Below are 24,783 nucleotides of genomic sequence, written 5' to 3'. Positions count from 1 at the left end.
TTATGAAGCCCGAAAACGATGAAGGGAAGCCTGAATGCTTCCCTTCTATGACCTAAGCAGCGATTAAGCTAGCTTTTACGCACTCTTACGTAATAAGCCACGCTTTTTAAGGTGAACCAACAAAATTGAAATAGCCGCAGGGGTAATACCAGAGATCCGTGATGCTTGACCTATGGTTTCAGGTTTGTGGTTATTTAACTTTGCAATCACTTCGTTCGACAAGCCCGGTACTTCTTTGTAATCGAGCGTCAAAGGTAAGCCTGTGTTCTCATTACGCACGGCTTTGTTGATCTCTTCCTGTTGACGTTGAATGTAGCCAGAGTACTTCACTTGGATCTGAACTTGCTCAGCCGCTTGTGGATCTTCAAGTCCAGGACCAAAACCTTCAATTTGCATTAACTTGCTGTAATCCATTTCTGGACGACGCAGTAACTCTTCAAATGACGCTTCACGCGAGATCGGCGTATTCAAATGTGGATTCAACGCATGGATCAAAGGTGAATTTGGATGCACCCATTGGCCACGTAGCCTTTGCAGTTCAAGTTCAATGGATTCTAGCTTCTCACTAAATGCTGCCCAGCGAGCGTCGTCGACTAAACCGAGTTCGCGACCTTTTGCCGTTAAGCGAATGTCGGCGTTATCTTCACGGAGTAACAAACGGTATTCGGCACGGCTAGTAAACATGCGGTACGGTTCTTTGGTACCCAGAGTCGACAGATCGTCAACCAGTACTCCAAGATACGCTTCATCACGACGTGGACACCAAGCTTCTTTGCCTTGCACTTGCAGCGACGCATTCATGCCCGCTAATAAACCTTGAGCACCGGCTTCTTCATAACCGGTTGTGCCGTTTATTTGGCCAGCGAAGAATAACCCGTTGATCGCTTTGGTTTCTAATGAGTTTTTCAGATCCCTTGGATCGAAATAATCATATTCGATCGCATAACCTGGACGCATAATTTCTGCGTTTTCCATGCCCTTGATCGAACGTACTAAATTCAGCTGTACATCGAAAGGTAAGCTGGTCGAGATCCCGTTAGGGTAGATCTCATTGGTATTTAAGCCTTCAGGTTCGATAAAGATCTGATGCGAAGATTTATCTGCAAAGCGGTGGATCTTGTCTTCAATCGATGGGCAGTAACGTGGGCCTATACCCTCGATTACGCCAGAATACATTGGACTTCTGTCTAAACCACCACGAATAATTTCATGGGTTTTCTCATTGGTATGAGTGATCCAGCAAGAAATTTGCTTTGGATGGTGACTGACATCGCCCATAAACGACATCACAGGCAATGGAGAATCGCCTTTCTGTTCAGCCATTTGAGAAAAATCAATCGTGTTTGCATCGATACGTGGTGGGGTACCCGTTTTTAAACGGCCTACACGGATCGGTAATTCACGTAAACGATTTGCTAAGGCAATGGCTGGTGGATCGCCTGCACGGCCACCGCTGTAGTTCTCTAATCCTATGTGGATTTTGCCGCTTAAGAATGTACCAGTTGTTAATACAACTGCTGGGGATTCAAAAGCTAATCCCATTTGAGTCACTACGCCAACAACTTTATGATTTTCAACAATTAAGTCATCAACGGCTTGTTGGAAAATACGTAAATTAGGTTGGTTTTGTAATATGTTTTGGATCTTTTGACGATACAAGGCACGGTCAGCTTGTGCACGTGTTGCTCGTACGGCTGGGCCTTTGCTTGAATTCAAGGTTCTAAATTGGATCCCTGCATAATCGGTTGCGATCGCCATTGCACCACCTAAGGCGTCAATTTCTTTCACTAGGTGGCCTTTGCCTATGCCACCGATCGCTGGATTACATGACATTTGTCCTAACGTATCGATATTGTGCGTTAGTAATAATGTTTTTGATCCCATTCTTGCTGCAGCCAACGCGGCTTCAGTTCCGGCATGACCACCACCAACAACAATAACATCAAACCGTTCATGAAAATGCATGCCACTACCTTCAATTGCTAAGAGACTCAGTACGAGCCGAGTATTTTAGCATTTGCTTTGCGCTAGGTGAATGATCATTTTACCTTGATCGATCGAGATGATCCGGACTAATAGATCTTAAGATCTTTATATAGATCTTCTTATTATGTTTACTATTAAGATCGCATTTTTCTGTGTATAACCCAAATTAAGTATATAAATCATTAATTAGCGCGATCTTGATCCTGTGATCTGATCGCGATCTAACGCCATTAAACATGGGGATAGATCGCCTACTTATCCACAAGGCTGATCATTAAGCAGATCGGAGTGTGAATAGTACAGAGGTTGATCAGATCTAAATAATAGCTTATCCACATGTTTATACTTTAAATAAGTAAATTGTGGATAAATAAGATCTAAACTGTACATAGATCGCGACCTTATCCAATAGGCGATCTTAAATCTCCTGTTGCCATTGTGCTAACCATGCAAGGGCTGGGTCTTCTGGCACGGGATCAAGCTGTACATCGATCTGGATCTTATCCACAAAGGCTTTTGCATCGCAGTCTTGAATCGCTGAAATGAGTTTTTCAGGGCCTTGGCAAAAGGTGTCATAACTTGAGTCGCCAATTGCACATAAGGCAAAGTTCACTTGGCTGAGATCTGGTTTTTGTTCGGTAATTTCGTTGAAAAAGGGCTGAATATTATCTGGAAGATCACCCGCGCCGTGGGTAGATGACACGATAATCCATAGTGCATGGGTGTCGATTTCGCACAGTGTTGGAGTTAAATGCACTTGAACTTGGTGCCCTTGATCCGTTAATTGCGCCATCATTTCGTCAGCAACATACTCTGCACTGCCCAATGTTGTGCCAACTATTACTTCAATCTTTGCCATTATGATTTCTCAGTGTGTTGTTGTTTTTAAAACAAATTTCAATTAAATAGATAGCTCAATGGCTATTATTATGTTCATCATAAAGGAAATGTGGATCGGACCACAGAAGCAATACGTGATTTTTGCAGTTTTTGCATCCTTTATATAATGTTGGTTTGGCTTACATGTTACCTTTAGCTTCTTGATACAAAATTAATATATTTACCAATTTAATTTCATTTTAAATCAAATAATTATAATAGGATGTTCTATGACAACACCCGTAAATGCGCCCCAGTGGCCACGGCAAATTCCTTACATCATCGCCAGTGAAGCTTGTGAACGTTTTAGCTTTTACGGTATGCGGAATATTCTTACCCCATTCTTGATGACAGCACTTTTGTTGTCTATTCCAGAAGAACTACGTGGAACTATGGCTAAGGATGTGTTCCATTCCTTTGTCATTGGAGTGTACTTTTTCCCATTACTCGGTGGTTGGATTGCTGATCGTTTTTTCGGTAAATACAATACTATCTTATGGTTAAGCTTAATTTACTGTGTTGGTCATGCGTTTCTCGCTATTTTTGAACACAGTATTCAAGGGTTTTATACGGGATTATTTTTAATTGCACTTGGATCGGGTGGGATTAAGCCCTTGGTTTCTTCCTTTATGGGAGATCAATTTGATCAAACCAATAAAACATTGGCGCAGAAAGCGTTTGATCTGTTTTATTTTACGATTAATTTTGGCTCCTTCTTTGCGTCGTTATCTATGCCATTACTATTGAAATATTATGGTGCTGCGGTCGCATTTGGGATCCCTGGTGTCTTGATGTTTATTGCAACTGTGTTCTTCTGGTTAGGCCGCAAACGTTATGTGCATATGCCACCCGAACCGAAAAATCCCCATGGTTTTTTACCCGTTATTCGTACCGCATTGCTCACTAAAATCGCTGGCCAAGCCAACATAGGTTTAGTGTTAGCTTTAGTTGGGATCATTTCTGCAGCGTATGCCTTAGTCAATATTCCAACCTTAGGTATCGTTGCTGGTTTGTGCTGTGCGTTAGTGCTTGTGATGGGATTTGTTGGCGCAGGGGCTTCATTGCAACTCGAACGGGCTAGGGGGATCCATCCGGATATCGCCGTTGATGGGGTGCGTTCAGTACTACGGATCTTAATCTTATTTGCGTTAGTGACTCCCTTTTGGTCTTTGTTCGATCAGAAAGCGTCCACTTGGATATTGCAAGCCAATGACATGTCAAAACCGGCATGGTTTGAACCTGCCATGATGCAAGCGTTAAACCCATTATTAGTTATGTTACTGATCCCATTTAATAACTTTGTGTTATATCCGGCGATTGAGCGCATGGGGGTAAAGTTAACTGCTTTGCGTAAAATGGGGGCTGGGATTGCCATCACGGGAGTGAGTTGGATAGTCGTTGGTAGCATTCAATTGGTGATGGATGGCGGCTCGGCATTATCAATATTTTGGCAGATTGTGCCCTATGCTTTGCTCACCTTTGGTGAAGTATTAGTTTCAGCCACAGGGCTAGAGTTTGCCTACAGTCAAGCGCCTAAAGCTATGAAAGGCACTATCATGAGTTTTTGGACCTTATCTGTGACCGTCGGTAACTTATGGGTGTTATTGGCGAACGTCAGTGTGAAAAGCCCTGCTGTGACCGAACAGATTGCCCAAACTGGGATCAGTATTACCGCATTTCAGATGTTTTTCTTCGCAGGTTTTGCCATCTTGGCAGCATTGATGTTTGCGCTTTATGCAAGATCCTATCAAATGCAAGATCATTACCGCCACGTCGAATCATGAAGATGGGTGGAAATATTCGGTTGTAGATAAAAAATCAGCCCATATTGTATGGGCTGATTTATATGGAACTAATAATGTTAGTTACTTCCCGATACAGAAGGAGCTGAAAATCTTGCCGAGTAGGTCGTCAGAAGTGAAGCGGCCAGTGATCTCTGATAGTGCTAATTGGCACATGCGTAGCTCTTCCGCCAGTAGTTCTCCTGCAAGGTAAACCTCTAACTGCTCTTTACCCAATTGCAGGTGTCCTGCGGCTAATTCAAGGGCTTCTAAGTGACGACGACGGGCGATAAAGCCACCTTCGAGATTACTCTGATAACCCATAAGTGACTTCAAGTGTTGCTTTAATTCTTCAACACCTAAGCCTGTTTTTGCCGAGATCCGGTAGACGCTATAACCTTGTTCTTCGGTCATCATTAAGTCTTCGCCAGTAAGATCGGCTTTATTACGGATCACTGTTACACCTAAATTGGAGGGAAGGCGATCGACAAAGTCTGGCCAAATCGCATGGGGATCGACGGCGGCGGTTGTCGTGCCGTCCACCATAAATAGCACACGATCGGCGCTGTTTATTTCATTCCATGCGCGTTCAATACCAATTTGTTCTACGGTATCAGTGGTATCACGCAGGCCTGCGGTATCAATAATGTGCAGCGGCATACCATCTAAATGGATATGTTCACGTAATACGTCGCGTGTTGTGCCAGCAATTTCAGTCACAATGGCCGACTCTTTACCCGCTAATGCATTTAATAAGCTTGATTTTCCGGCATTGGGGCGACCGGCTATCACGACTTTCATGCCTTCACGAATGATAGAACCTTGCTTGGCGCTGGCTTGCACTAGGTCGAGTTTGTCGATGATTTTATAGAGAGCATTGGCAATCTTGCCGTCACTTAAAAAGTCGACTTCTTCATCGGGGAAATCAATTGCGGCTTCAACGTATAAACGCAGGTTAGTGACTTGGTCCACCAGCTCATGGACTTCCTTAGAAAACTCACCTTGTAGCGATTGTAGTGCGCTTTTAGCGGCTTGCTCACTGGTTGCGTCGATAAGGTCGGCAATCGCTTCGGCTTGGGTTAAGTCGAGTTTATCGTTCATAAAGGCTTGTTCGCTAAATTCACCCGGTTTAGCGATACGAATGCCACCGACTTCCATTACCCGTTTGATCAGCATATCGAGGACGATTTGGCCGCCGTGGCCTTGAAGTTCCAGTACATCTTCGCCAGTAAAGGAATTAGGTCCTTTAAAGAATAGCGCTATGCCTTGGTCTATCACTTGGCCCGATGCACTTTTAAAATCGCAATAATCGGCATATCGGGTTTTAGGAAGATGACCTAATACGGCCATAGCGACATCACTGGCTTTGTCGCCTGAAATTCGAATTATGCCTACGCCGCCACGTCCGGGCGCGGTGGCTTGAGCCACAATAGTGTCAGTTGTCATGGAAATACCCACCAAACTAATATCTACTAAATCATGTAAAGGAAAAGGCGGCCAATTAAGCCGCCTTTTAGTGTCATGCGTTCACATTAATCTGTAACGATGCGCTAGAGTCTTGGAAATCTTAGGCTTATTTTAAGCCTTTTTTCTCAAGACCTGCATAAATAATCTTCTGCTGCGTGATAGCAACTATGTTACCCACTAACCAGTACAGTACTAGACCTGCTGGGAACCAGAGGAAGAATACGGTAAAGATTACTGGCATCCACTGCATCATTTTCACTTGCATAGGGTCCATAGTCGGTGCAATAGGCTGCATCTTCTGCATCACAAACATAGATACGCCCATCAATAATGGCAGAATGTAGTAAGGATCTTGTACCGATAAATCGTGGATCCATAACATAAATGGGGCGTGACGTAATTCGAAGCTTTCTAACAATACCCAGTACAAGGCAATGAAGATTGGCATCTGTAAAATAATAGGTAAACAGCCACCCATAGGGTTAACTTTTTCTTTCTTATACAGTTCCATCATGGCCTGACCCATCTTTTGACGGTCATCACCAAAGCGTTCTTTCAAGTCAGTCAGTTTAGGTTGCAGGTTACGCATTTTCGCCATTGAGGTGTACTGCGCTTTTGTTAGCGGGAACAGTAAACCACGAACGGTTAAGGTGATCAGAATAATCGCCACACCCCAGTTACCGACGAATGATTGATAGAACATCAATAACCAGTGGATTGGTACGGCTAACCACCATAGGAAGCCGTAATCGACCACTAGGTTTAAGGTATCAGAGATGGCTGACAGTGCTTTTTGATCCTTAGGACCAACGTAGAACTGTGAGCTAATTTCTTGGGTCGCACCAGGTGCAATATCATATACCGCACCGCGGAAACCAATATTGGCTAAACCGCCCGCACTGACACTAGAGAAAATAGTGTTGCTGTCGGTAGCCGGTGGGATCCACGCCGAAACGAAGTAATGTTGTAGCATGGCAGCCCAACCACCCAACGTTGCTTGGTTCAGGTTGCTTTTCGCCATGTCATCAAATTTGTATTTCTCATAACGCACATCTTGCGTAGAGAATGCGCCGCCACGATAGGTAGGCATCATCATGCTGCTTTCAGATGGTTTAATCGTTTGTTTAATTTGACCGTACATCTGAACTTGCAGCGGAGCCGCTGAAGTGTTGTTGATTTTATAGTCAACATCGACGTTGAACTTACCGCGATGGAATACAAACACTTTAGTGTATGTCACGCCATTGTCGGCTACATAAGTTAACGGCACTTCTAAAGTGTCTTGACCTTCGGCTAAGGTATATTCAGTCGCTGCAGAGCTAAATGCGGCACGGCCTTTGGCGCTACTGTCGATACCATCGCGACCTATAAGACCGCTCTGGGCTATATAAGTGAAATCTTTCGTTTGCTCAAGCAACACGAAGGGTTGATCTTTATCCTGTTCCATTTTGTGCGAAACTAACGCAGCAAAAACAATGTCGCCACCGATTGGATTAATTTGAACATCCAACTGGTCGGTTTTCACGGTAATCAGTTTGCTGGTTGCTGTCACTGCTGCAGGAACACCTGTATCAGCTTCTGGAACATCGGCACTGTGTGAGTTTGCCGCGTTCGCCACTAAGGACGATTCGGTTGCAACTGGTTTAGGAGCTTTGTCTGCTTGCCACTGTTGCCACAGCAAAAAGCTGACAAACAGTAGTCCTATGAGCAATATATTGCGTTGAGATTCCATAGCCTATTTATTACACCTGTCATTTTTAGGGGGGACGGGATCACTACCGCCGGGATGTAAAGGGTGACATTTTAATATGCGTTTCAATGCAAACCAACAACCTTTCGCGGTTCCATGCACTTTTATTGCTTCAATAGCGTAGTGAGAGCAGGTGGGATTGAAACGGCATCGAGGGCCCAGTATAGGGCTTATGAATACTTGATAGCCACGAATTAACGTGGTCGCTAGCCATTGTAGCGGCGACTGAGTTTGCGCCATAGCTTTTCTATCAATTTGTTGATTTCAGCGTTTTCCATTTCCATCACGCCATTTCTGACAAGCACAACAATATCAAGATGAGGAATGTCGTGTTGATTTAAGCGAAAACTATCTCTGATCACGCGCTTAATACGGTTACGTTGATTGGCGCGTTTTACATAGCGTTTGGCAACAGTAAGGCCCATACGCGGATGTTGTTCCGTGTTAGGAATAGCGAGCAAGGTAATTTCAGCAGAAGATGCTTTGATGGGATTGGAAAATACAGATTTAAATTGCGCGGGAGTTAACAAACGTAACTCCCGCGAAAAGGTATAGCTAGTCAACTAGTTACCTACTTATTAAGCAGATAAACGAGCGCGACCTTTCGCACGACGACGTGCAAGCACCTTACGGCCGCCTACAGTAGCCATACGAGCGCGGAAGCCGTGAGAACGCTTGCGCTTCAGGTTGCTAGGTTGAAAAGTACGTTTACTCATGATGGCAATCCGTCTTTGTTAATTAGTGAACATATCCTTATCTCTAGGATAGAGGTAAGGGCAAAAAAGAGGCCGAATTGTAATCACAATACTTAGTCACGTCAACAACGAAAGTAAGTAAGTGCTTTATTTCTGCCAGCGTATCCTTAGATCAACCCCCTGAATACACCATAAGATGTGGATAACTCTGTGTACGGACACTACATATAGTAGTGCAGGGGATCTTCGAGCCGATCTAAGGGGCGCCATTATAGATCAATGTGGATCGCTTAATAAAGCAGGATTTGCGGATAGTGTTGAATAAAAGGATCGTTTTGGATCTTTGATGATCGAGGATATCCACATAGAATGATCTCGCTGGGGATAAATATTTTTTAAGGATAGCGATCCTTGAGATCTCGCTATAGAATACACCTCTTTTTTGATGATCTTTTGGGGATAACTAAGTGGCTGTTTCACTTTGGCAACAATGTATCGGACGACTGCAAGATGAGCTTTCTGCTCAGCAGTTCAGTATGTGGATCAGACCGTTACAAGCCGAAATGGATGGAGATACTCTGGTGCTTTATGCGCCCAACCGCTTCGTGCTTGATTGGGTCAGAGATAAGTACATCAATATCATTAATCAGTTCTTTACTGAGCAGATGGGCAGTGATGCACCTAAATTGCGTTTCGATATTGGTAGTCGTCCTTCGGCGAAAAAGCCAAGTGTGCCAGCACCTATAGCGCCAACTCGAGTCGCGAATACGCAAACAAAAGCGACGGTAGGCACGACCTTTAACGTCCAAGCCGAGCCGATGGCGAACGCGAATCACCGCAGTAACATCAATCCAAGCTACCAGTTTGATAACTTCGTAGAAGGTAAGTCGAACCAATTAGGTAAGGCTGCGGCGTTGCAAGTGGCTGAAAATCCAGGTGGTGCTTATAATCCATTATTCTTATATGGCGGAACAGGTCTAGGTAAGACTCACTTGTTGCACGCTGTCGGTAACGGGATCATTAAAAATAATCCGAATGCTAAAGTGGTTTATATGCATTCCGAGCGTTTTGTTCAAGACATGGTTAAAGCGCTACAAAACAATGCGATCGAAGAATTTAAACGTTACTACCGTAGCGTCGATGCCTTGTTTATCGATGATATTCAATTTTTTGCTAATAAAGACAGATCCCAAGAAGAATTCTTCCATACCTTCAACGCCTTGCTTGAGGGGAATCATCAAATTATTTTGACTTCAGATCGTTATCCAAAAGAGATCGACGGTGTTGAAGACAGATTGAAATCGCGTTTTGGTTGGGGTTTAACTGTGGCGATTGAGCCACCAGAGTTAGAAACCCGCGTGGCGATTTTGATGCGTAAAGCCCAAGAGAGCGGTATTAACTTACCCGATGAAGTGGCCTTCTTTATTGCTAAACGTTTACGTTCAAACGTGCGTGAGCTAGAAGGGGCGTTAAACCGCGTTATCGCCAACGCGAACTTCACGGGTCGACCAATTACCATTGATTTTGTTCGTGAAGCCTTACGTGACCTCTTGGCACTTCAAGAAAAATTAGTCACTATAGACAATATTCAGAAAACCGTAGCTGAATACTACAAGATCAAGATGGCTGATATGTTGTCTAAGCGCCGTTCACGCAGTGTCGCGCGGCCTAGACAAGTGGCAATGGCGTTATCCAAAGAATTAACTAACCAAAGCTTGCCGGAAATTGGTGATGCTTTTGGTGGTAGAGATCACACCACAGTGTTGCATGCCTGTCGTAAGATTGCTCAGCTACGGGAAGAGAGTCACGACATTAAAGAAGATTATGCTAATTTGATTAGAACCTTATCTTCTTAAAACAAGGAATTTGGACACTATGAAATTCTCCATTGATAGGGATGCCCTATTAAAGCCGTTGCAATTGGTGTGTGGTGCGGTAGAAAGACGCCATAATTTGCCCATTTTGTCTAACCTCCTTGTAGAAGTAAGTGGTCACTCACTTAAGCTGACTGGTACAGATTTAGAAGTTGAACTGGTGGGCCAAGCTGTGGTTCACGGTGATATTGAAGAAGGTCGTACTACGGTCCCGGCTAAAAAGCTGCTCGATATTGTTAAGTCTTTGCCAGAACAAAGCGAACTGAAAGTCGAACAACAAGATAATAAATGGTTACTGCGTTCAGGCCGTAGCCGTTTTTCCTTAGCGACCTTGCCTGCAGAAGAATATCCTAACGTTGAAGCCTTCCAAGCTGAGATTGAATTTAGTTTGAAGCAGGGCGTATTGAAGTCGATTATCGACTCAACGCAATTTTCTATGGCTAACCAAGATGTGCGTTATTACCTCAACGGTTTATTGTTTGAAACTGAAGGTAATGTGTTGCGCGCTATTGCGACCGACGGCCACCGTTTAGCGTTAAGCCACCGCACGATTGAAGCACAATTACCTGAAAAACAAGTCATTGTTCCGCGCAAAGGCGTAATGGAAATGGCGCGTTTATTGGAGTCGGACGATCTCGATATTGCGATTGCCATTGGTGATAATGCCATTCGTGCCACAACGGCTAACACTGTATTTACCAGTAAGTTAGTTGATGGCCGCTTCCCTGATTATCGCCGTGTATTGCCAAAGGGCGGTGATAAAATAGTGATTGCCAGTCGCAACCATTTGAAACAAGCGTTAAACCGCGCTTCTATTTTGTCGAACGAGAAGTTTCGCGGCGTGCGTATTCAACTCGAAAATGGTTTGCTCAAGATCACCGCTAACAATCCTGAACAGGAAGAGGCGGAGGAGATCATCGATGTGGAATACAACAATCAAGCCTTAGAAATTGGTTTTAACGTCAGTTATTTGCTCGACGTGCTCAACAACCTAAAGTCCGATGATGTGCGTATTACGCTCATTGATGGTAACTCCAGCGCCTTAATCGAAAACCATTTGGAAGAAGATTCCATGTATGTGGTTATGCCGATGCGCTTATAAACCATCGACTTTTACGTTACCCGTGTCTGTAGCTCAGTCTCCGATAGCTATGCCGCTTAACCGCGGCACAGTGTTTAATACGCAGTATTGGCCATTCCTTCACTCATTTACCGATAGCCTTAGCCTGTGGCAGCGATTAAGTTGCCTGTTAAGTGTTATGAATCCTTGCCTTCGCCGTTTACGCGGCTTAATGAGTAATGCATGAGCCTAACCCGTCTCAATATCGAAGCGTTTCGCAACATTCAGTCTGCACAGTTAATCCCTGCACCTGGGATTAACTTGATTTATGGCCAAAATGGTAGCGGCAAAACCAGTATTCTTGAGGCGATATATTTCCTCGGTATGGGGCGTTCGTTTCGCAGCCATTTATCCCAGCGAGTGATTAATAACGACGACGATAAGTTAACCCTGTTTGCGACCTTAAATTTAGCGCGCGGTGACAGTAAAATCGGTTTACGCCGATTTCGCAGTGGTGAGACTGAAGTAAGAATCGATGGTGAAAAAGTCAAACGTCTGTCGACTTTAGCCGAAACCTTACCTATCCAAGTGATCACGCCTGAAAGCTTTTCGCTGCTGTTTGAAGGCCCAAAATCACGTCGACAATTTATCGATTGGGGCGCATTTCATGCTGACCCACAGTTTTATGGCGCTTGGACGAATGTTCGCCGCGTTCTTAAACAAAGAAATCAATTACTTAGGAATGGTTCAGCTTATAGCCATATTCAATTTTGGGACCAAGAGTTTGTGCGTTATGCCGAGCAGGTTACTGAAATACGAAACCATTATGTAGACTCGTTAAATGAGCTACTTAAGGGTATAATCGGGGAGTTTTTACCGAGTGTAGATGTGAAGGTTTCATTTACCCGCGGCTGGGATAGTAAAACGGATTTTGCAGAACTACTCGAAAACCAATATTCCAGAGATTTGGCCACAGGTCATACCGTCAGCGGTCCCCATAAAGCTGACCTTAGACTTCGTGTAGGCACTTTGCCGGCGCAGGATGCCCTGTCCCGTGGTCAATTGAAATTATTAGTCTGTGCACTGCGTATTGCACAGGGAAAGTTGCTCAAACAACAAATAGATAAACACAGTATTTATCTTGTGGATGATCTTCCATCCGAGTTGGATGCACAGCATAGGCAGCTATTGCTAAAGCAGTTAGTGGATACAGGTGCACAAGTGTTTGTCACTGCCATTGAGCCTGCAGCAATAGTCGATTCGTTACACACACCTCCCAGTAGGATGTTTCATGTGGAACAGGGACGTGTAACGGTAATTGAATAACCATTGAGAGAATAATATGTCAGAGAATAGTTACGATTCTTCGAGTATTAAGGTCCTTAAGGGCCTTGATGCAGTACGTAAGAGACCTGGGATGTATATTGGTGACACCGACGACGGTACGGGTCTACATCATATGGTGTTCGAAGTAGTCGATAACTCTATCGATGAAGCCTTAGCCGGCCACTGCAGCGATATTACCATTACTATCCATGTCGATGGTTCGGTTTCTGTTAAAGATGACGGCCGTGGTATTCCGGTTTCTATCCATGAGGAAGAAGGCGTATCGGCTGCTGAAGTTATCATGACGGTATTGCATGCCGGTGGTAAGTTCGACGATAACTCTTATAAAGTGTCTGGCGGCCTCCACGGCGTGGGGGTCTCGGTTGTAAACGCTTTATCTAAAAAGCTGCAAATGACTATTCGCCGTGCGGGCAAAGTGTACGAGCAGTTTTATACCCACGGTGTGCCTGATGCGCCAATCAAAGAGATTGGTGATGCGACTAAAACCGGTACTGAAATCCGTTTTTGGCCAAGTGAAGATACCTTCAGCGATGTTGAGTTTCACTTTGAAATTTTGGCAAAACGCGTACGTGAACTGTCATTCCTGAACTCAGGCGTCGGTATTCGTTTAGTTGATGAACGTGACAACAAGAATGAATTCTTCAAATACGAAGGCGGTATTAGCGCATTCGTTGATTATTTGAACCGTAATAAAACTCCCGTCAATAAAGACGTATTCCACTTTATGCAAGAGCGTGAGGATGGTATTACCGTTGAAGTGGCGATGCAGTGGAATGATGGTTATCAAGAAAATATTTTCTGTTTTACCAACAATATTCCACAGCGTGATGGTGGTACTCACCTAGCGGGTTTCCGTGGCGCCTTAACGCGTAACTTAAACAACTACATGGAAAACGAAGGCTATAACAAGAAAGGCAAAACTAACGCGACAGGCGATGACGCCCGTGAAGGTTTGACCGCCGTTATCTCTGTTAAAGTGCCCGATCCTAAGTTCAGCTCACAAACTAAAGATAAGTTAGTTTCGAGTGAAGTGAAATCTGCGGTTGAACAAACCATGGGTGAGAAGCTGAACGATTATCTGCTGGAAAACCCAGCCGATGCTAAGTTGATTGTCGGTAAAATTGTCGATGCGGCCCGTGCCCGTGAAGCGGCGCGTAAAGCCCGTGAAATGACTCGTCGAAAAGGCGCGCTCGATTTAGGTGGTTTGCCAGGTAAGCTGGCCGATTGCCAAGAGAAGGACCCTGGTCTTTCCGAAATTTACATAGTGGAAGGTGACTCTGCTGGCGGTAGCGCTAAGCAGGGACGTAACCGTAAGAACCAAGCGATTCTGCCACTGAAAGGTAAAATTCTAAACGTTGAGAAGGCCCGCTTCGATAAGATGTTGTCTTCTCAAGAAGTGGCCACACTGATCACCGCTCTTGGCTGTGGTATTGGTCGTGACGAATACAATCCAGATAAGACGCGTTATCACAACATCATCATCATGACGGATGCTGACGTCGACGGCTCGCACATTCGTACCTTGCTGTTGACCTTCTTCTTCCGTCAAATGCCTGAATTGATTGAACGTGGTTATGTGTATATTGCTCAGCCACCACTATTTAAAGTGAAAAAGGGCAAGCAAGAACAGTATTTGAAAGACGAGCCTGCATTGACTCAATATCTTACGACTCAAGCGTTGGATGGCACTATTGTGTACCCAACGCAAGGTGCGATTGGTATGTCAGGTGAGCCGTTAGAGCGTTTAGTGACTCAGTATCGTGAAGTGGAAGCGATTGTTGCCCGTTTAGAGCAACGCTACCCAACGCACATTACTAACCGTATGCTTTACCACCCAATGATCACCAACGAGATGTTGGCCGATGAAGGCAAGATGAAGGACTGGATCGATGCCTTTATCCATGAGCTGGTGGAAATGGAAAGCAGTGGCGTACTGTATTCTGCTGAGCCGATTCTCGATCCTGAACGTAAAGTGTATTTGCCTAAGATCACTATTCGTAAACACGGTATCGATACTAACTATCTGTTTACTTATGACTTCTTCCAATCAAGTGACTATCAACGCATCGGTAAGTTAGGTGCGGCGTTAGATGGCATGATTGAAGAAGGCGGTTATGTGCAACGCGGTGAACGTGTGAAAGAAGTCGGCAGCTTCCTTGAAGCGCTAGATTGGACGATTTCTGAAGCCAAACGCGGCTTATACATTCAACGTTATAAAGGATTGGGTGAGATGAACCCTGAGCAATTGTGGGAAACTACAATGGATCCTGAATCACGCCGTATGTTGCAAGTCACGATTGATGATGCCGTGGGTGCCGATCAGTTGTTCACTTGTTTGATGGGTGATCAAGTTGAACCTCGTCGTGAGTTCATCGAAGCGAACGCATTGAACGTGGCTAACTTAGACGTTTAATGCGCGTTAAGTGATTAGCAGTACGTAAATGATTAAGGGAAAGCCAAGGCTTTCCCTTTTTTATTTCTATGATTTATCCCTTTATCGTTCAATACCCGCTTCATCCGCTGCAACAATTTCAGTCTCAGCTTTAGCCGCACTCATCCACGCCTGCATTTCCGGACAGCTGATCACATGCTGAATATAGGCACGGCTTGCCTGCGAGACTTCAACACCGTAGGTGATAAAGCGCATGACCACAGGGGCAAACATCATGTCGGCAATCGACCACTCGCCAAATAACCAAGTACCTTCGGCATTTGATGGGGCAAACTCGGCCATTTGTGCTGACCAAATCGCATCGATGCGCTCAATGTCTTTGCGGACTGCATCAGTGAGCTCAACATAACGGCTCGCGCGTATGTTCATTGGTAGAGCGTTACGCACGGCATTAAAGCCAGAATGCATTTCACTGGCTATCGATCTAGCCTTGGCTTTTTGTTTAGGATCTTGCGGCCACGCGCTACCGGCAAGATAGGTGTCGTTGAGGTATTCACAAATTGAGAGTGAATCCCATATCGTGATATCGCCATCGACTAATGTCGGTACTTTTAACGTCGGCGAAATGGCTTTGAGTTGCTGATAAAAGCTGTCGGTATCGAGTTGCAGTAATATTTCGTTGAACTGCACGCCAGATTTCGCGGCCATTAACCAAGCCCGTAGTGACCAGCTAGAGTAGTTTTTATTGCCAATATAAAGATCCATTGTTTGTCCTTGAGTGAAATGCCGAGTGTTTCTGCAAAGCTACTATATGGGCTCATTTCACCTATGACTAATGAATATTTTACCCATTCTATATCCGCTAATACGCGTCATTTCTCTTGAGCTTTCGAATCACTTTTATTGAATTTAAACCACTAACCGCATTGAGATAATTTAACCATATCTTAATTACTTCGTTCGATGGAACTCGTCGGGATGAAGACTAACTGGCGAGATAAATGGATGTGGCAGCGAGTGATCTATCCGGTGAGCGTGCTGATGTTAATGTTACCAGTGGTGGCAAACGCCGATGAGGCAAATAAGTTATTGAATATGTGTAAGGCCTGTCATGGCGAGTCCGGTGTGAGTCGTTTTGAGCATATCCCTAATATCGGATGGCAAAACTCGGATTACCTGTTGAAGCAACTGCGAGCCTTTAAGGCGGAAAATCGCCAAGATCCCACAATGACTAAAGTCGCTCAATTGTTGAGTGAGGCTGATATGCAGCTGATGGCGGATTACTTTTACCTCGGAAAGGATAAATAACATGGATCTTAATCGTCGGGTTTTTATTAAAGGGGCGGTAGCGACGTCTGTGTTATCTGCCTTACCCGTTAAGTGGGTATTTGCCGATCAGCTTCCCGCAGCCGTCACTCCTCTGGATATATCAGCATTAACTTGGACTAAGGCTGAGGATTTACCGAGTTACTTCAAAGTGTTAAACACTCATCCACTGAATGCGTTTCCGCCTGAGTATAAACTCGCTCCAGCTGTGACGCCTGCTGATGCCTCATTTATCCGTTGGAATGGCATAGTGCCCGATTTTAAGGCGCTGGATGCTAAGACTTGGACTTTTAAAGTGGATGGCGAGTCTGTTATCACTCCAAAAACCTACACAATCGATGAACTTAAGCGCCGTTTTAAGCATTACACATTACAGTTACTGATTGAATGTGGTGGCAATAGTCGTTCAGGCTTCTTCCCTAGCACTAAAGGCAATCAATGGAATAATGCCGGCGTATTTTGCTCCGAGTGGACGGGTGTGTTAGTGAGTGACGTGCTTAAGGATTGCGGTATTAAAGCCGATGCTGTTTATACGGGTCATCACGGTGTTGATCGGCATTTGAGCGGTAAAGGTGAGGCGATTTCACGCGGTGTGCCAATAAAGGCGGCGCTCGAAGAGCTGGGACTCATTGCATGGTCGATGAACGGCGAGGACATTCCTTATCTACATGGATATCCCTTGCGTATTGTGTTTGGTGGACGGCCGGGCTCCGTTTCGCAAAAAGCCGCTACGGGGATCAGTGTGCGCAATAAAGTGCATGATGGACATAAAATGGCAGCGCCAGCGTATCAACTCCCTAAATATCCGATAGCGCCAGGTGAGTCCGTTGATGATAAAGACTATAAAATCATAGAAGAAATGATAGTGAAGTCCTTGATTACCGATCCTCAATCGGGAACAGAATTAGCTGTGGGCCAGAAGATAGCCATCGCAGGCCACGCTTGGGCGGGATTACGGGAAGTCCTTAAAGTGGAAGTGAGTTATGACTATGGCACCCGCTGGTATACCGCTGAGTTAGAAAAACCTAAAAACGTAGCGGCATGGCAGCAGTGGAAGATTGAATTGCAATTACCGTCGCAGGGCTATTATGAAATCTGGGCCAAAGCGACCGATAGTGAAGGTGATAGTCAGCCAGTCGTACAACCGCAATGGAATCCTAAGGGATATATGTTTAACGGCTGCCACCGTATTGCCGTGAGGGTGGTGTGATGAAATCGCATATCAATCAATTGATAGTGTGCGGGTTACTTTTCACTGGGGCGACGTTCGCTGCAGAGTATCCCGTGGACCCTCAATCGGGCCTCATTATGGCACCCGGTTGGGAGTTGGTTAATTATCAATGCAATGCCTGTCACACCAGCATGATTGTTACCCAAAATCGCGGTGATAAAGCGTTTTGGCAAGAAACCTTGCAATGGATGGTGGATACTCAAGGCTTATGGGACTTGTCGGATACTTGGGAGCCGACATTGAGCTATCTCAGTACTTATTATGGCCAAGTTGAAATGGATATGACTATCTTTAGGCGTCTGCCCATTGAATCAAGCCAGTTGCCTCCACCTGTTAAGCCTGCCGTTAAGGAATCTCAATGAAAGCGTTTATCGTCAGTTTGCTTGTCTTGTGCGGCTTATCCACAGCGGTTTATGCAGAAGGTTATCAAGCAGATATTGAACGTGGTCAGGTGCTGGCTACGGCTCAATGTGAGTCATGCCATGGCAATGTGGTGATCACTATGGCTAAACAATTCCCAAACTTGAAGGGACAGAAAATAGCTTATCTCAATAAACAGCTTGTTGATTTTAAAACTGGTTTGCGAGTCGATCCTTTGATGCAGGCGCAAGTCAGCGCGTTAAGCTCTGATCAATTGCAAGATGTGGCGCTGTTTTATAGCCAGCAAGTTACACCAAACTTAAGTGCGAATTAGCATTATTGTGGGGGGACTATTTGAATGAAGTCGAATGCGGCTTGCTAGGAATGCGGGATGATGCTTCTTGGCCGCGATGATTAAGCGGCTCGTTAACCTAGACTGCGTTGTAAGCGATAGAAGTAGTCATGCCATTCCGCTTGTGCCGTTGCCGCTTGTTCATCGTCAACTAATTCGAATTTAACTGTTTGTCCTGGGCGAGTTTGCGCGAGTTTCCACAGATCGGCTTCAATAATCACGGCGATTTGAGGATGACTGCTGGTGGTTTGCGCATCGGCAAGGAGCACGAGTGGTTGCCCTGAAGCGGACACTTGAACCACTCCGGGCGTGACTGTGTGTGATTGCACAGGGAATGGCTTCGCCAATGTTAACGTATCACCTTTGAGTATTGCACTCGCACGATCACTTTCAGCTGAAAGTTGCCACTGTGTTTGCCAGAATGTTTGCTGAGATTTCAACGAGAAGGCTTGAGTGTGCTTGGTCGCGAGTGCGCGAATATGCCCATCCCAACTTTTTTGAATTGCGCCAACTTGCCTTCTTAGTGGATGAGCTGAACCTAAGGTCAGGCGATCGCCCGCTTCTAATGCGCGGCCATGAAATCCACCGATACCTGAGGTTAAATCGGTAGCGGCAGAATTCATCACTAGCGGTACTTTAACGCCGCCATCAACGGCAATATAAGCACGCATGCCTTTATTTCCCCCTCTAAGACTGAGTTTTTGCCCTGCCTTAATGGAGTAACGCCAGCCGCAAACTATGGGCTTATTGTCTATACGAGCATCGAAATCGGCACCGGTTAAGGCAATCCAAGCGTCGCGTTTAAACAAAAAAATCGATTGGCCGAAGGTCAATTCTAATACGGGTGTGTTATCTGGGTTTGATAATAGGCGGTTTGCTAAACACAGGGCAGGTCTATCTAAGGCGCCAGCTTGGGTTACACCTAAATGTCGGTATCCCATGCGTCCGAGATCTTGAACTGTGGTTAGTGCACCCGCTTTTATTACCTCGATCATCAAATATTCCGTCGTTAGCTGGCGAGTATGTCGTGAATGACTTAAAGGGAGACGAAATACGTATCACTTTATGAAGGGTGGACATATTGTCAGCTAAATGATGCCAGAATGTAAGTTTTTTGAGGTTTCAAGTTGTAACCAAGATTGTCTTTATAAAGGCAGCAATAGCGGGATTGTAGACGTCAGAAATGAATTGAATATGTTACACTTAAGCAAGCCATTAGCATGTCTGCAACGTGTTTATATATAGCTTTAGCGGATCAAAATGGATTTATGATGGGCAATATTTAACTGACTTTTTAACAATTATTTATAATGACAGGTTGATGCTTCTTGATTAAATCACTTTTTAATAAGCTGTTTAATATTCGTGATTCGGCGACGGTAGAGAGACCCAAAAGTTTTTCAACGACGGACTTAGGTAAGTCGTTTGAACCTGCGCGAAAGCCAGCTAAACCTCTCGAAGATATTAGCGTGGTATCTGTTGATTTATCTGCTCTCTTTTATAGTTTGTTATTTCCGACACGGGTTAAGGACACTGGCGGCGTAGCCAATAATCTTGAACGTCGAGTCATGGCGGAGATAGAGCAGGCCTTGGCATCACCACAAGTGATCGCCGAGAAAGTGTTAAAGCTACCGTCAAAAGTATTGGAATTAGATCGTAAACTGGCCGATCCACAATTTGATATTAAGGACCTATTAGCGCTCATCGAGCAAGATCCTTTACTGAGTATTGAGGTGCTTAAGTTATGTAATTCCCCTGCATTTAAACGTAGCGATAGGGATATCACCAGTTTGCAGCAGGCTTTGGTACAGCTTGGTCGTGAACAGTTGAGAAAGTTTGTTACCACTTGTCTAGTGCGTGAAATGTTGGATATCAAGCCAATCTATTTCCGTCGTTTTGGGGCTGAAATTTGGCGCCATTCGATGCAGGTTGCTTTTCTTGCCAGTGAGTTAAGCGATGAAGATCAAGATACGGCTTTTTTATTGGGCTTATTACACGATGTCGGCAAGTTGGCCATTTTTAAAATGCTTCTCGATGCATTTGTACAGGCAGAGCCGGGAGAACAGCCTAATTCTGGTTTATTTAGACAAGTGATGACGACGAAATCGTTAGCCTTAAGTTCATTGCTCGCTAAGCATTGGCAGTTACCCAATACCTTTGAAACAGAATTAGACAAGCTTGCCAGTGTGAACTCGCGCCCGCAAGCTGGGCTAGCTGCTGTGGTATGGCGGGCGAATGTGATCAGCGAGATTTCTATGCTGCATCAAGCAGGGCAATTGTCCCCTGAGATTCTGGCGAATTTACTGCAGCAAGTTAACTTAGATCAAACACAATTTGATGGCTTACATCAAAAACTACTGCAGTTTTGATTAGGCCATGTAATACGTTGGATATAAGAAATCAGGGCAATAAAAAACGCGCTAATGAGCGCGTTTTTTATAAAGCGATAATTTAAAAACGTTAGTATCGTTATTGCAGTAGTGAGATATCCGCGACGTGCAGGAACTGCTCGCGTAGATTATTCAACAATGCTAAACGATTGTTTTTCAACGCTTCATCATCTGCCATTACCATCACATCTTCGAAGAACTGATCCACGCTTTCACGTAGGCCAGCTAACAAGGTTAAGGCTTGTTGGTAATTGGCATTGGTAAACAATGGTGCCAGCAGTGGTTGTAGCTCGTTCAACTTGGCCGCTAATGCTTGTTCTGCGGCTTCGGTTAACAGACTCGCATTGATCGTTGTCGGTAAAGCACCTTCAACCTTAGCCAGAATGTTCGATACACGTTTGTTCGCTGCCGCAAGTGCGCTAGAAGCTTCTAGGCTTCTAAAGTGTGATACCGCATTGATACGGCTATCAAAATCAGCTGGGCGTGTTGGGCGACGTGCTAGCACTGCTAAGATCACATCAACACCAATGCCTTTATCTTGATACCAAGCGCGGAAGCGTGCCATTAAGAACTCTAACACTTCATCGCTTGCATTGGCGTTGCTTAAGTTAGTGCCATGCAGTGCTTGTGCTTTAGCGATAAGATCAACTAAATCAAGTGGTAGCTTGTTTTCTACTATGATACGTAGCACGCCAATTGCTGCGCGGCGTAGGGCAAAGGGATCGGCTGCACCTTTAGGAGCTTGGCCAATACCAAAGATACCGACTAAAGTATCTAGCTTGTCTGCTAATGCAACTGCGCAAGATACACCTGCACTTGGCACTGTATCGCCAGAGAACTTAGGCTTGTATTGCTCTTCCATCGCAACTGCAACGGCTTCGGTTTCACCATCGAGGCGGGCGTAATGCATGCCCATAGTGCCTTGAGTATCAGTAAATTCCATCACCATATTGGTCATCAAATCGGTTTTAGATAACAAACCTGCACGGGCTGCATCAACCGCATTCGCGCCAGTTTGCTCGGCAATAAAGGCGGCTAGGGCAGAGATACGATTTACTTTGTCTTTTAATGTACCCAGCTGCTGTTGGAACAAGACTGTTTCTAAGCTAGGTAAACGTGATTCCAGCGTGTGTTTTTTATCGGTATTAAAGAAGAATTCGGCGTCGGCAAGACGTGGACGAACGACTTTCTCGTTACCAGAGATAATTTGCGCAGGATCTTTAGATTCTATGTTGGTCACAAAGATAAAGTTTGGCAGTAACTTGCCCGCGTCATCAAAGACTGGGAAGTATTTTTGATCGCCCTTCATGGTGTAGACCAAAGCTTCAGACGGTACACTTAAGAATTTTTCTTCGAAGCTGGCGGTCAATACCACTGGCCATTCAACCAAAGAGGCGACTTCTTCAAGTAGGCTATCTTCGATATCGGCTGTACCACCAATCTTAGCGGCGGCTTTTTCGGCATCGGCTTTGATCAATGCTTTACGGCTTTCGTAATCGGCGATGACTTTGCCTTTTTCTTTCAGGTCGGCAAGGTAGTGATCAGCATGGGCTAATTCAAACTGCTTGAGTCCCATAAAGCGGTGACCGCGAACAGTGCGTGCCGATTTGATACCCAGCAATTCCCCTTCAATCAACTCACTGCCTAACAACATAGTCGCGGTGTGCACAGGGCGAATAAATTGGGTTTTATTATTACCCCAACGCATTGGCTTAGGAATGGGCAATTTATCGAGTGCACGTTGAGCCATAGCAGCGATCAAACTTTTGGTTTCGACGCCTTCAACTTTAGCGTTATGGACTAACCATTCGCCTTTATCTGTCACTAAACGTTCGGCTTGTTCAACAGTAATGCCATTCCCACGTGCCCAACCTTCGGCGGCTTTCGTCGGCTTACCTTCTGCATCAAAGGCTGAACTCACTGCGGGGCCGCGTTTTTCAACCACTTTATCGGCTTGTGCAAGGGCCAGTTCGGTAACGTTAATCGCCAGACGACGTGGCGCTGCGTACCAAACGGCTGAGCTAAAGGCTAAATCGGCTTTGGTGAGTTCTTCGGTAAAGTTAGCTAAAAAGGATTCAGCCAGTTTACGCAGTGACTTAGGTGGTAATTCTTCCGTGCCTAACTCTATGAGTAAGTTTTCAAAATTCATTTTTTTACCTCTACTTACACATTGGGAAGCCAAGCGCTTCGCGTGCCTGATAATAGGATTCAGCAACCGCTTTCGCCATAGTACGAACGCGCAGAATATAACGCTGACGTTCAGTCACTGAAATGGCGTGGCGGGCATCGAGCAGGTTGAAGGCGTGTGAGGCTTTCATCACTTGCTCGTAGGCGGGCAGAGGTAAAGGTTTTTCCAGTGACAATAAATGCTGACACATTTTTTCGCACTGATCGAACAGGGTGAACATAAAGTCCACATCGGCGTGCTCGAAGTTATAGGTCGATTGCTCGACTTCGTTTTGATGAAACACATCGCCATAGGTGATGCGCCCCAGCGGACCATCGGTCCAAACGAGATCATAAACACTATCAACACCTTGGATATACATAGCCAGACGTTCTAGGCCATAGGTGATTTCACCTGTGACTGGGCTGCATTCGATGCCGCCAACCTGTTGGAAGTAAGTAAACTGAGTTACTTCCATACCGTTAAGCCAGACTTCCCAGCCTAAGCCCCAAGCACCTAGTGTTGGTGATTCCCAGTTATCTTCCACAAAGCGGATATCGTGGATTTGAGTATCGATACCCAACGCTTGCAGTGAGCCTAAATACAGCTCTTGAATATTGTCAGGTGAAGGCTTCAACACGACTTGGAATTGGTAGTAGTGCTGCAGACGGTTAGGGTTTTCACCGTAACGACCGTCCGTAGGGCGGCGCGATGGCTGCACATAGGCACTGCTCATAGGTTCTGGCCCTAAAGAACGCAGGAAAGTTTGTGGGTGGAATGTTCCCGCGCCGACTTCCATATCAAGAGGTTGAACGATTGCACAGCCTTGCTGTGCCCAATATTCCTGCAGGGTGAGAATGAAACCCTGAAATGTTTTTACGTCGTGTTTTGTCGTCATGTCTACTTGTCTACTGCCGTCAGCCTGAATAGAAAATGGGTTCGATTATACCTTGTAGATATCTGCTTATGTAGGTTATTTTTTACCTTCTTAATTAAAACAATAAGGTTATATACCATGGAAGAGATCCGTTGTGGCTGGGTAAGTGATGATCCCTTGTATCGTGAGTATCATGACAAAGTGTGGGGGCGGCCAGTTTATGATCCTAAGGAGCTGTTTGCTAAGTTGTGTTTAGACGGTCAACAGGCCGGATTATCGTGGATTACGATCCTGAAGAAACAACAAAACTATGAGCAGGCCTTTGCCAATTTTGAACCAGAAGTGATTGCTGGCTTTGATGAGGCGAAAGTCGAGGAACTTATGTTGAATCCCGGCATAGTGCGCAATCGCTTGAAGGTGAACTCTATTATCAAGAATGCCAAAGGATATTTGGCCTATACTGCCGATGGGAAGGATTTCTCTGCATTCTTATGGAGCTTTGTTGGGGGTAAGCCCATAGTTAATCAGTTTACTGCTATATCGCAGGTTCCAGCGCAAACGCCAGAATCTGAAGCCATGTCAAAAGCGTTAAAGAAGCTTGGATTTAATTTCGTCGGCCCAACAATTTGTTATGCCTTTATGCAGGCGGTGGGTATGGTGAATGACCACCTTGTAGAGTGTATTTCCTACCAGGCCTGTGTTGATTCCTGTACCGTTCAGCATAACCACGATTAACATTAATCGCAGAGCTTGCCGATATTGAAGTAGGGTTGGGGGCTTGTGGTATTAGAAGCCTAGAGATAAAAAAGCATGTTCCACGTGGAACATGCTTTTTATTTTTATGAGTGA

The 24,783-nt window shown here is 45.0% G+C and carries 22 protein-coding genes; 11 read left to right on the top strand and 11 right to left on the bottom strand.

From position 1 onward, the window contains the following. Window positions 1-75 precede the first annotated feature (75 nt). Entirely contained in the window at window positions 76-1,965 is a 1,890-nt protein-coding gene (mnmG, locus tag Q4Q46_RS18405; RefSeq protein WP_311906709.1) for a tRNA uridine-5-carboxymethylaminomethyl(34) synthesis enzyme MnmG, read from the bottom strand. Window positions 1,966-2,404: 439 nt separating this feature from the next. Further along, on the bottom strand, window positions 2,405-2,845 hold the full coding sequence (gene mioC, locus Q4Q46_RS18400) for an FMN-binding protein MioC (protein ID WP_006083832.1): 441 nt from the start codon (window positions 2,843-2,845) through the stop codon (window positions 2,405-2,407). Between the two features lie 250 nt (window positions 2,846-3,095). Here mioC and Q4Q46_RS18395 point away from each other — a divergent pair, with 250 nt between their 5' ends. Next, window positions 3,096-4,649 (top strand): POT-type proton-dependent oligopeptide transporter, encoded by a 1,554-nt coding sequence (locus Q4Q46_RS18395; RefSeq protein WP_311906708.1) that lies wholly within the window; start codon window positions 3,096-3,098, stop codon window positions 4,647-4,649. A gap of 81 nt (window positions 4,650-4,730) precedes the next feature. Here Q4Q46_RS18395 and mnmE read toward each other — a convergent pair whose 3' ends face one another. The 5 genes from mnmE to rpmH form a co-directional block, all read right to left on the bottom strand. Continuing rightward, entirely contained in the window at window positions 4,731-6,092 is a 1,362-nt protein-coding gene (mnmE, locus tag Q4Q46_RS18390; protein ID WP_012588973.1) for a tRNA uridine-5-carboxymethylaminomethyl(34) synthesis GTPase MnmE, read from the bottom strand. A gap of 127 nt (window positions 6,093-6,219) precedes the next feature. Beyond that, window positions 6,220-7,845: a membrane protein insertase YidC gene (gene yidC, locus Q4Q46_RS18385; protein ID WP_311891285.1), complete on the bottom strand. Its 1,626-nt coding sequence runs from the start codon at window positions 7,843-7,845 to the stop codon at window positions 6,220-6,222. A gap of 3 nt (window positions 7,846-7,848) precedes the next feature. Then, a complete protein-coding gene (yidD, locus tag Q4Q46_RS18380) occupies window positions 7,849-8,103 on the bottom strand; it encodes a membrane protein insertion efficiency factor YidD (RefSeq protein ID WP_006083829.1) in 255 nt (84 codons plus the stop codon). Then, a complete protein-coding gene (rnpA, locus tag Q4Q46_RS18375; RefSeq protein WP_105250802.1) occupies window positions 8,070-8,426 on the bottom strand; it encodes a ribonuclease P protein component in 357 nt (118 codons plus the stop codon). Before rnpA ends, yidD begins: the two co-directional genes overlap by 34 nt. Before the next feature lie 15 nt (window positions 8,427-8,441). Beyond that, window positions 8,442-8,579: a 50S ribosomal protein L34 gene (rpmH, locus tag Q4Q46_RS18370; protein WP_006083827.1), complete on the bottom strand. Its 138-nt coding sequence runs from the start codon at window positions 8,577-8,579 to the stop codon at window positions 8,442-8,444. Between the two features lie 446 nt (window positions 8,580-9,025). On the opposite strand from rpmH, the gene dnaA reads away from it, so the two are divergent. The 4 genes from dnaA to gyrB all read left to right on the top strand — a co-directional run bounded on the left by dnaA (window position 9,026) and on the right by gyrB (window position 15,252). Further along, entirely contained in the window at window positions 9,026-10,414 is a 1,389-nt protein-coding gene (dnaA, locus tag Q4Q46_RS18365; protein ID WP_006083826.1) for a chromosomal replication initiator protein DnaA, read from the top strand. Window positions 10,415-10,433: 19 nt separating this feature from the next. Continuing rightward, on the top strand, window positions 10,434-11,534 hold the full coding sequence (gene dnaN, locus Q4Q46_RS18360) for a DNA polymerase III subunit beta (RefSeq protein WP_300482337.1): 1,101 nt from the start codon (window positions 10,434-10,436) through the stop codon (window positions 11,532-11,534). Between the two features lie 201 nt (window positions 11,535-11,735). Next, a complete protein-coding gene (gene recF / locus Q4Q46_RS18355) occupies window positions 11,736-12,818 on the top strand; it encodes a DNA replication/repair protein RecF (protein WP_106648778.1) in 1,083 nt (360 codons plus the stop codon). A gap of 16 nt (window positions 12,819-12,834) precedes the next feature. Next, window positions 12,835-15,252 (top strand): DNA topoisomerase (ATP-hydrolyzing) subunit B, encoded by a 2,418-nt coding sequence (gene gyrB, locus Q4Q46_RS18350; protein WP_311891282.1) that lies wholly within the window; start codon window positions 12,835-12,837, stop codon window positions 15,250-15,252. 81 nt (window positions 15,253-15,333) lie between these two features. Here gyrB and Q4Q46_RS18345 read toward each other — a convergent pair whose 3' ends face one another. Continuing rightward, window positions 15,334-15,996, bottom strand: a complete 663-nt coding sequence (locus Q4Q46_RS18345; protein ID WP_311906706.1) for a glutathione S-transferase family protein — start codon at window positions 15,994-15,996, stop codon at window positions 15,334-15,336. A gap of 240 nt (window positions 15,997-16,236) precedes the next feature. Between Q4Q46_RS18345 and Q4Q46_RS18340 the strand changes: the two genes are divergently transcribed. Genes Q4Q46_RS18340 through Q4Q46_RS18325 form a run of 4 tightly spaced genes read left to right on the top strand, consistent with a single transcriptional unit; the run spans window position 16,237 to window position 18,482 of the window. Next, window positions 16,237-16,539, top strand: coding sequence for a c-type cytochrome (locus tag Q4Q46_RS18340; protein WP_311906716.1), 303 nt, complete (start codon window positions 16,237-16,239; stop codon window positions 16,537-16,539). 1 nt (window position 16,540) lies between these two features. Further along, entirely contained in the window at window positions 16,541-17,767 is a 1,227-nt protein-coding gene (locus Q4Q46_RS18335) for a sulfite oxidase (protein ID WP_311906705.1), read from the top strand. Next, a complete protein-coding gene (locus Q4Q46_RS18330) occupies window positions 17,767-18,150 on the top strand; it encodes a cytochrome C (protein ID WP_311906704.1) in 384 nt (127 codons plus the stop codon). Before Q4Q46_RS18335 ends, Q4Q46_RS18330 begins: the two co-directional genes overlap by 1 nt. Continuing rightward, on the top strand, window positions 18,147-18,482 hold the full coding sequence (locus Q4Q46_RS18325) for a c-type cytochrome (protein WP_311906702.1): 336 nt from the start codon (window positions 18,147-18,149) through the stop codon (window positions 18,480-18,482). The genes Q4Q46_RS18330 and Q4Q46_RS18325 overlap by 4 nt, the downstream gene beginning before the upstream one ends. A gap of 92 nt (window positions 18,483-18,574) precedes the next feature. On the opposite strand, the gene Q4Q46_RS18320 is transcribed toward Q4Q46_RS18325, so the two are convergent. Further along, the gene (locus Q4Q46_RS18320; RefSeq protein ID WP_006084778.1) at window positions 18,575-19,495 is read right to left on the bottom strand and encodes a 5-oxoprolinase subunit C family protein; all 921 of its coding nucleotides are present in this window, start codon (window positions 19,493-19,495) and stop codon (window positions 18,575-18,577) included. 333 nt (window positions 19,496-19,828) lie between these two features. Here Q4Q46_RS18320 and Q4Q46_RS18315 point away from each other — a divergent pair, with 333 nt between their 5' ends. Beyond that, the gene (locus tag Q4Q46_RS18315) at window positions 19,829-20,869 is read left to right on the top strand and encodes an HDOD domain-containing protein (RefSeq protein WP_311891278.1); all 1,041 of its coding nucleotides are present in this window, start codon (window positions 19,829-19,831) and stop codon (window positions 20,867-20,869) included. Window positions 20,870-20,969: 100 nt separating this feature from the next. Here the strand turns inward: Q4Q46_RS18315 and glyS are convergent, their stop codons facing one another. Both glyS and glyQ read right to left on the bottom strand, forming a co-directional pair. After that, window positions 20,970-23,039, bottom strand: a complete 2,070-nt coding sequence (gene glyS / locus Q4Q46_RS18310) for a glycine--tRNA ligase subunit beta (RefSeq protein ID WP_311906700.1) — start codon at window positions 23,037-23,039, stop codon at window positions 20,970-20,972. 10 nt (window positions 23,040-23,049) lie between these two features. Then, entirely contained in the window at window positions 23,050-23,955 is a 906-nt protein-coding gene (gene glyQ, locus Q4Q46_RS18305) for a glycine--tRNA ligase subunit alpha (RefSeq protein ID WP_219235734.1), read from the bottom strand. Between the two features lie 117 nt (window positions 23,956-24,072). Between glyQ and Q4Q46_RS18300 the strand changes: the two genes are divergently transcribed. Next, on the top strand, window positions 24,073-24,669 hold the full coding sequence (locus tag Q4Q46_RS18300; protein WP_311906699.1) for a DNA-3-methyladenine glycosylase I: 597 nt from the start codon (window positions 24,073-24,075) through the stop codon (window positions 24,667-24,669). Window positions 24,670-24,783: the final 114 nt, after the last annotated feature.

It is taken from the genome of Shewanella vaxholmensis (assembly GCF_031932135.1).
GTDB classification, from domain to species: domain Bacteria; phylum Pseudomonadota; class Gammaproteobacteria; order Enterobacterales; family Shewanellaceae; genus Shewanella; species Shewanella hafniensis.
This window is presented reverse-complemented; position numbering and strand designations above follow the sequence as displayed.

What these genes read in the sequence shown, in the direction of transcription:
- yidC (WP_311891285.1), bottom strand. Translation starts at nt 7,845, where the DNA reads ATGGAATCTCAACGCAATATATTGCTCATAGGACTACTGTTTGTCAGC.
- mnmG (WP_311906709.1), bottom strand. Translation starts at nt 1,965, where the DNA reads ATGCATTTTCATGAACGGTTTGATGTTATTGTTGTTGGTGGTGGTCAT.
- Q4Q46_RS18395 (WP_311906708.1), top strand. Translation starts at nt 3,096, where the DNA reads ATGACAACACCCGTAAATGCGCCCCAGTGGCCACGGCAAATTCCTTAC.
- Q4Q46_RS18320 (WP_006084778.1), bottom strand. Translation starts at nt 19,495, where the DNA reads ATGATCGAGGTAATAAAAGCGGGTGCACTAACCACAGTTCAAGATCTC.
- Q4Q46_RS18345 (WP_311906706.1), bottom strand. Translation starts at nt 15,996, where the DNA reads ATGGATCTTTATATTGGCAATAAAAACTACTCTAGCTGGTCACTACGG.
- mioC (WP_006083832.1), bottom strand. Translation starts at nt 2,845, where the DNA reads ATGGCAAAGATTGAAGTAATAGTTGGCACAACATTGGGCAGTGCAGAG.
- rpmH (WP_006083827.1), bottom strand. Translation starts at nt 8,579, where the DNA reads ATGAGTAAACGTACTTTTCAACCTAGCAACCTGAAGCGCAAGCGTTCT.
- recF (WP_106648778.1), top strand. Translation starts at nt 11,736, where the DNA reads ATGAGCCTAACCCGTCTCAATATCGAAGCGTTTCGCAACATTCAGTCT.
- mnmE (WP_012588973.1), bottom strand. Translation starts at nt 6,092, where the DNA reads ATGACAACTGACACTATTGTGGCTCAAGCCACCGCGCCCGGACGTGGC.
- glyQ (WP_219235734.1), bottom strand. Translation starts at nt 23,955, where the DNA reads ATGACGACAAAACACGACGTAAAAACATTTCAGGGTTTCATTCTCACC.
- Q4Q46_RS18330 (WP_311906704.1), top strand. Translation starts at nt 17,767, where the DNA reads ATGAAATCGCATATCAATCAATTGATAGTGTGCGGGTTACTTTTCACT.
- Q4Q46_RS18335 (WP_311906705.1), top strand. Translation starts at nt 16,541, where the DNA reads ATGGATCTTAATCGTCGGGTTTTTATTAAAGGGGCGGTAGCGACGTCT.
- gyrB (WP_311891282.1), top strand. Translation starts at nt 12,835, where the DNA reads ATGTCAGAGAATAGTTACGATTCTTCGAGTATTAAGGTCCTTAAGGGC.
- yidD (WP_006083829.1), bottom strand. Translation starts at nt 8,103, where the DNA reads ATGGCGCAAACTCAGTCGCCGCTACAATGGCTAGCGACCACGTTAATT.
- Q4Q46_RS18325 (WP_311906702.1), top strand. Translation starts at nt 18,147, where the DNA reads ATGAAAGCGTTTATCGTCAGTTTGCTTGTCTTGTGCGGCTTATCCACA.
- Q4Q46_RS18340 (WP_311906716.1), top strand. Translation starts at nt 16,237, where the DNA reads ATGTGGCAGCGAGTGATCTATCCGGTGAGCGTGCTGATGTTAATGTTA.
- Q4Q46_RS18300 (WP_311906699.1), top strand. Translation starts at nt 24,073, where the DNA reads ATGGAAGAGATCCGTTGTGGCTGGGTAAGTGATGATCCCTTGTATCGT.
- glyS (WP_311906700.1), bottom strand. Translation starts at nt 23,039, where the DNA reads ATGAATTTTGAAAACTTACTCATAGAGTTAGGCACGGAAGAATTACCA.
- dnaN (WP_300482337.1), top strand. Translation starts at nt 10,434, where the DNA reads ATGAAATTCTCCATTGATAGGGATGCCCTATTAAAGCCGTTGCAATTG.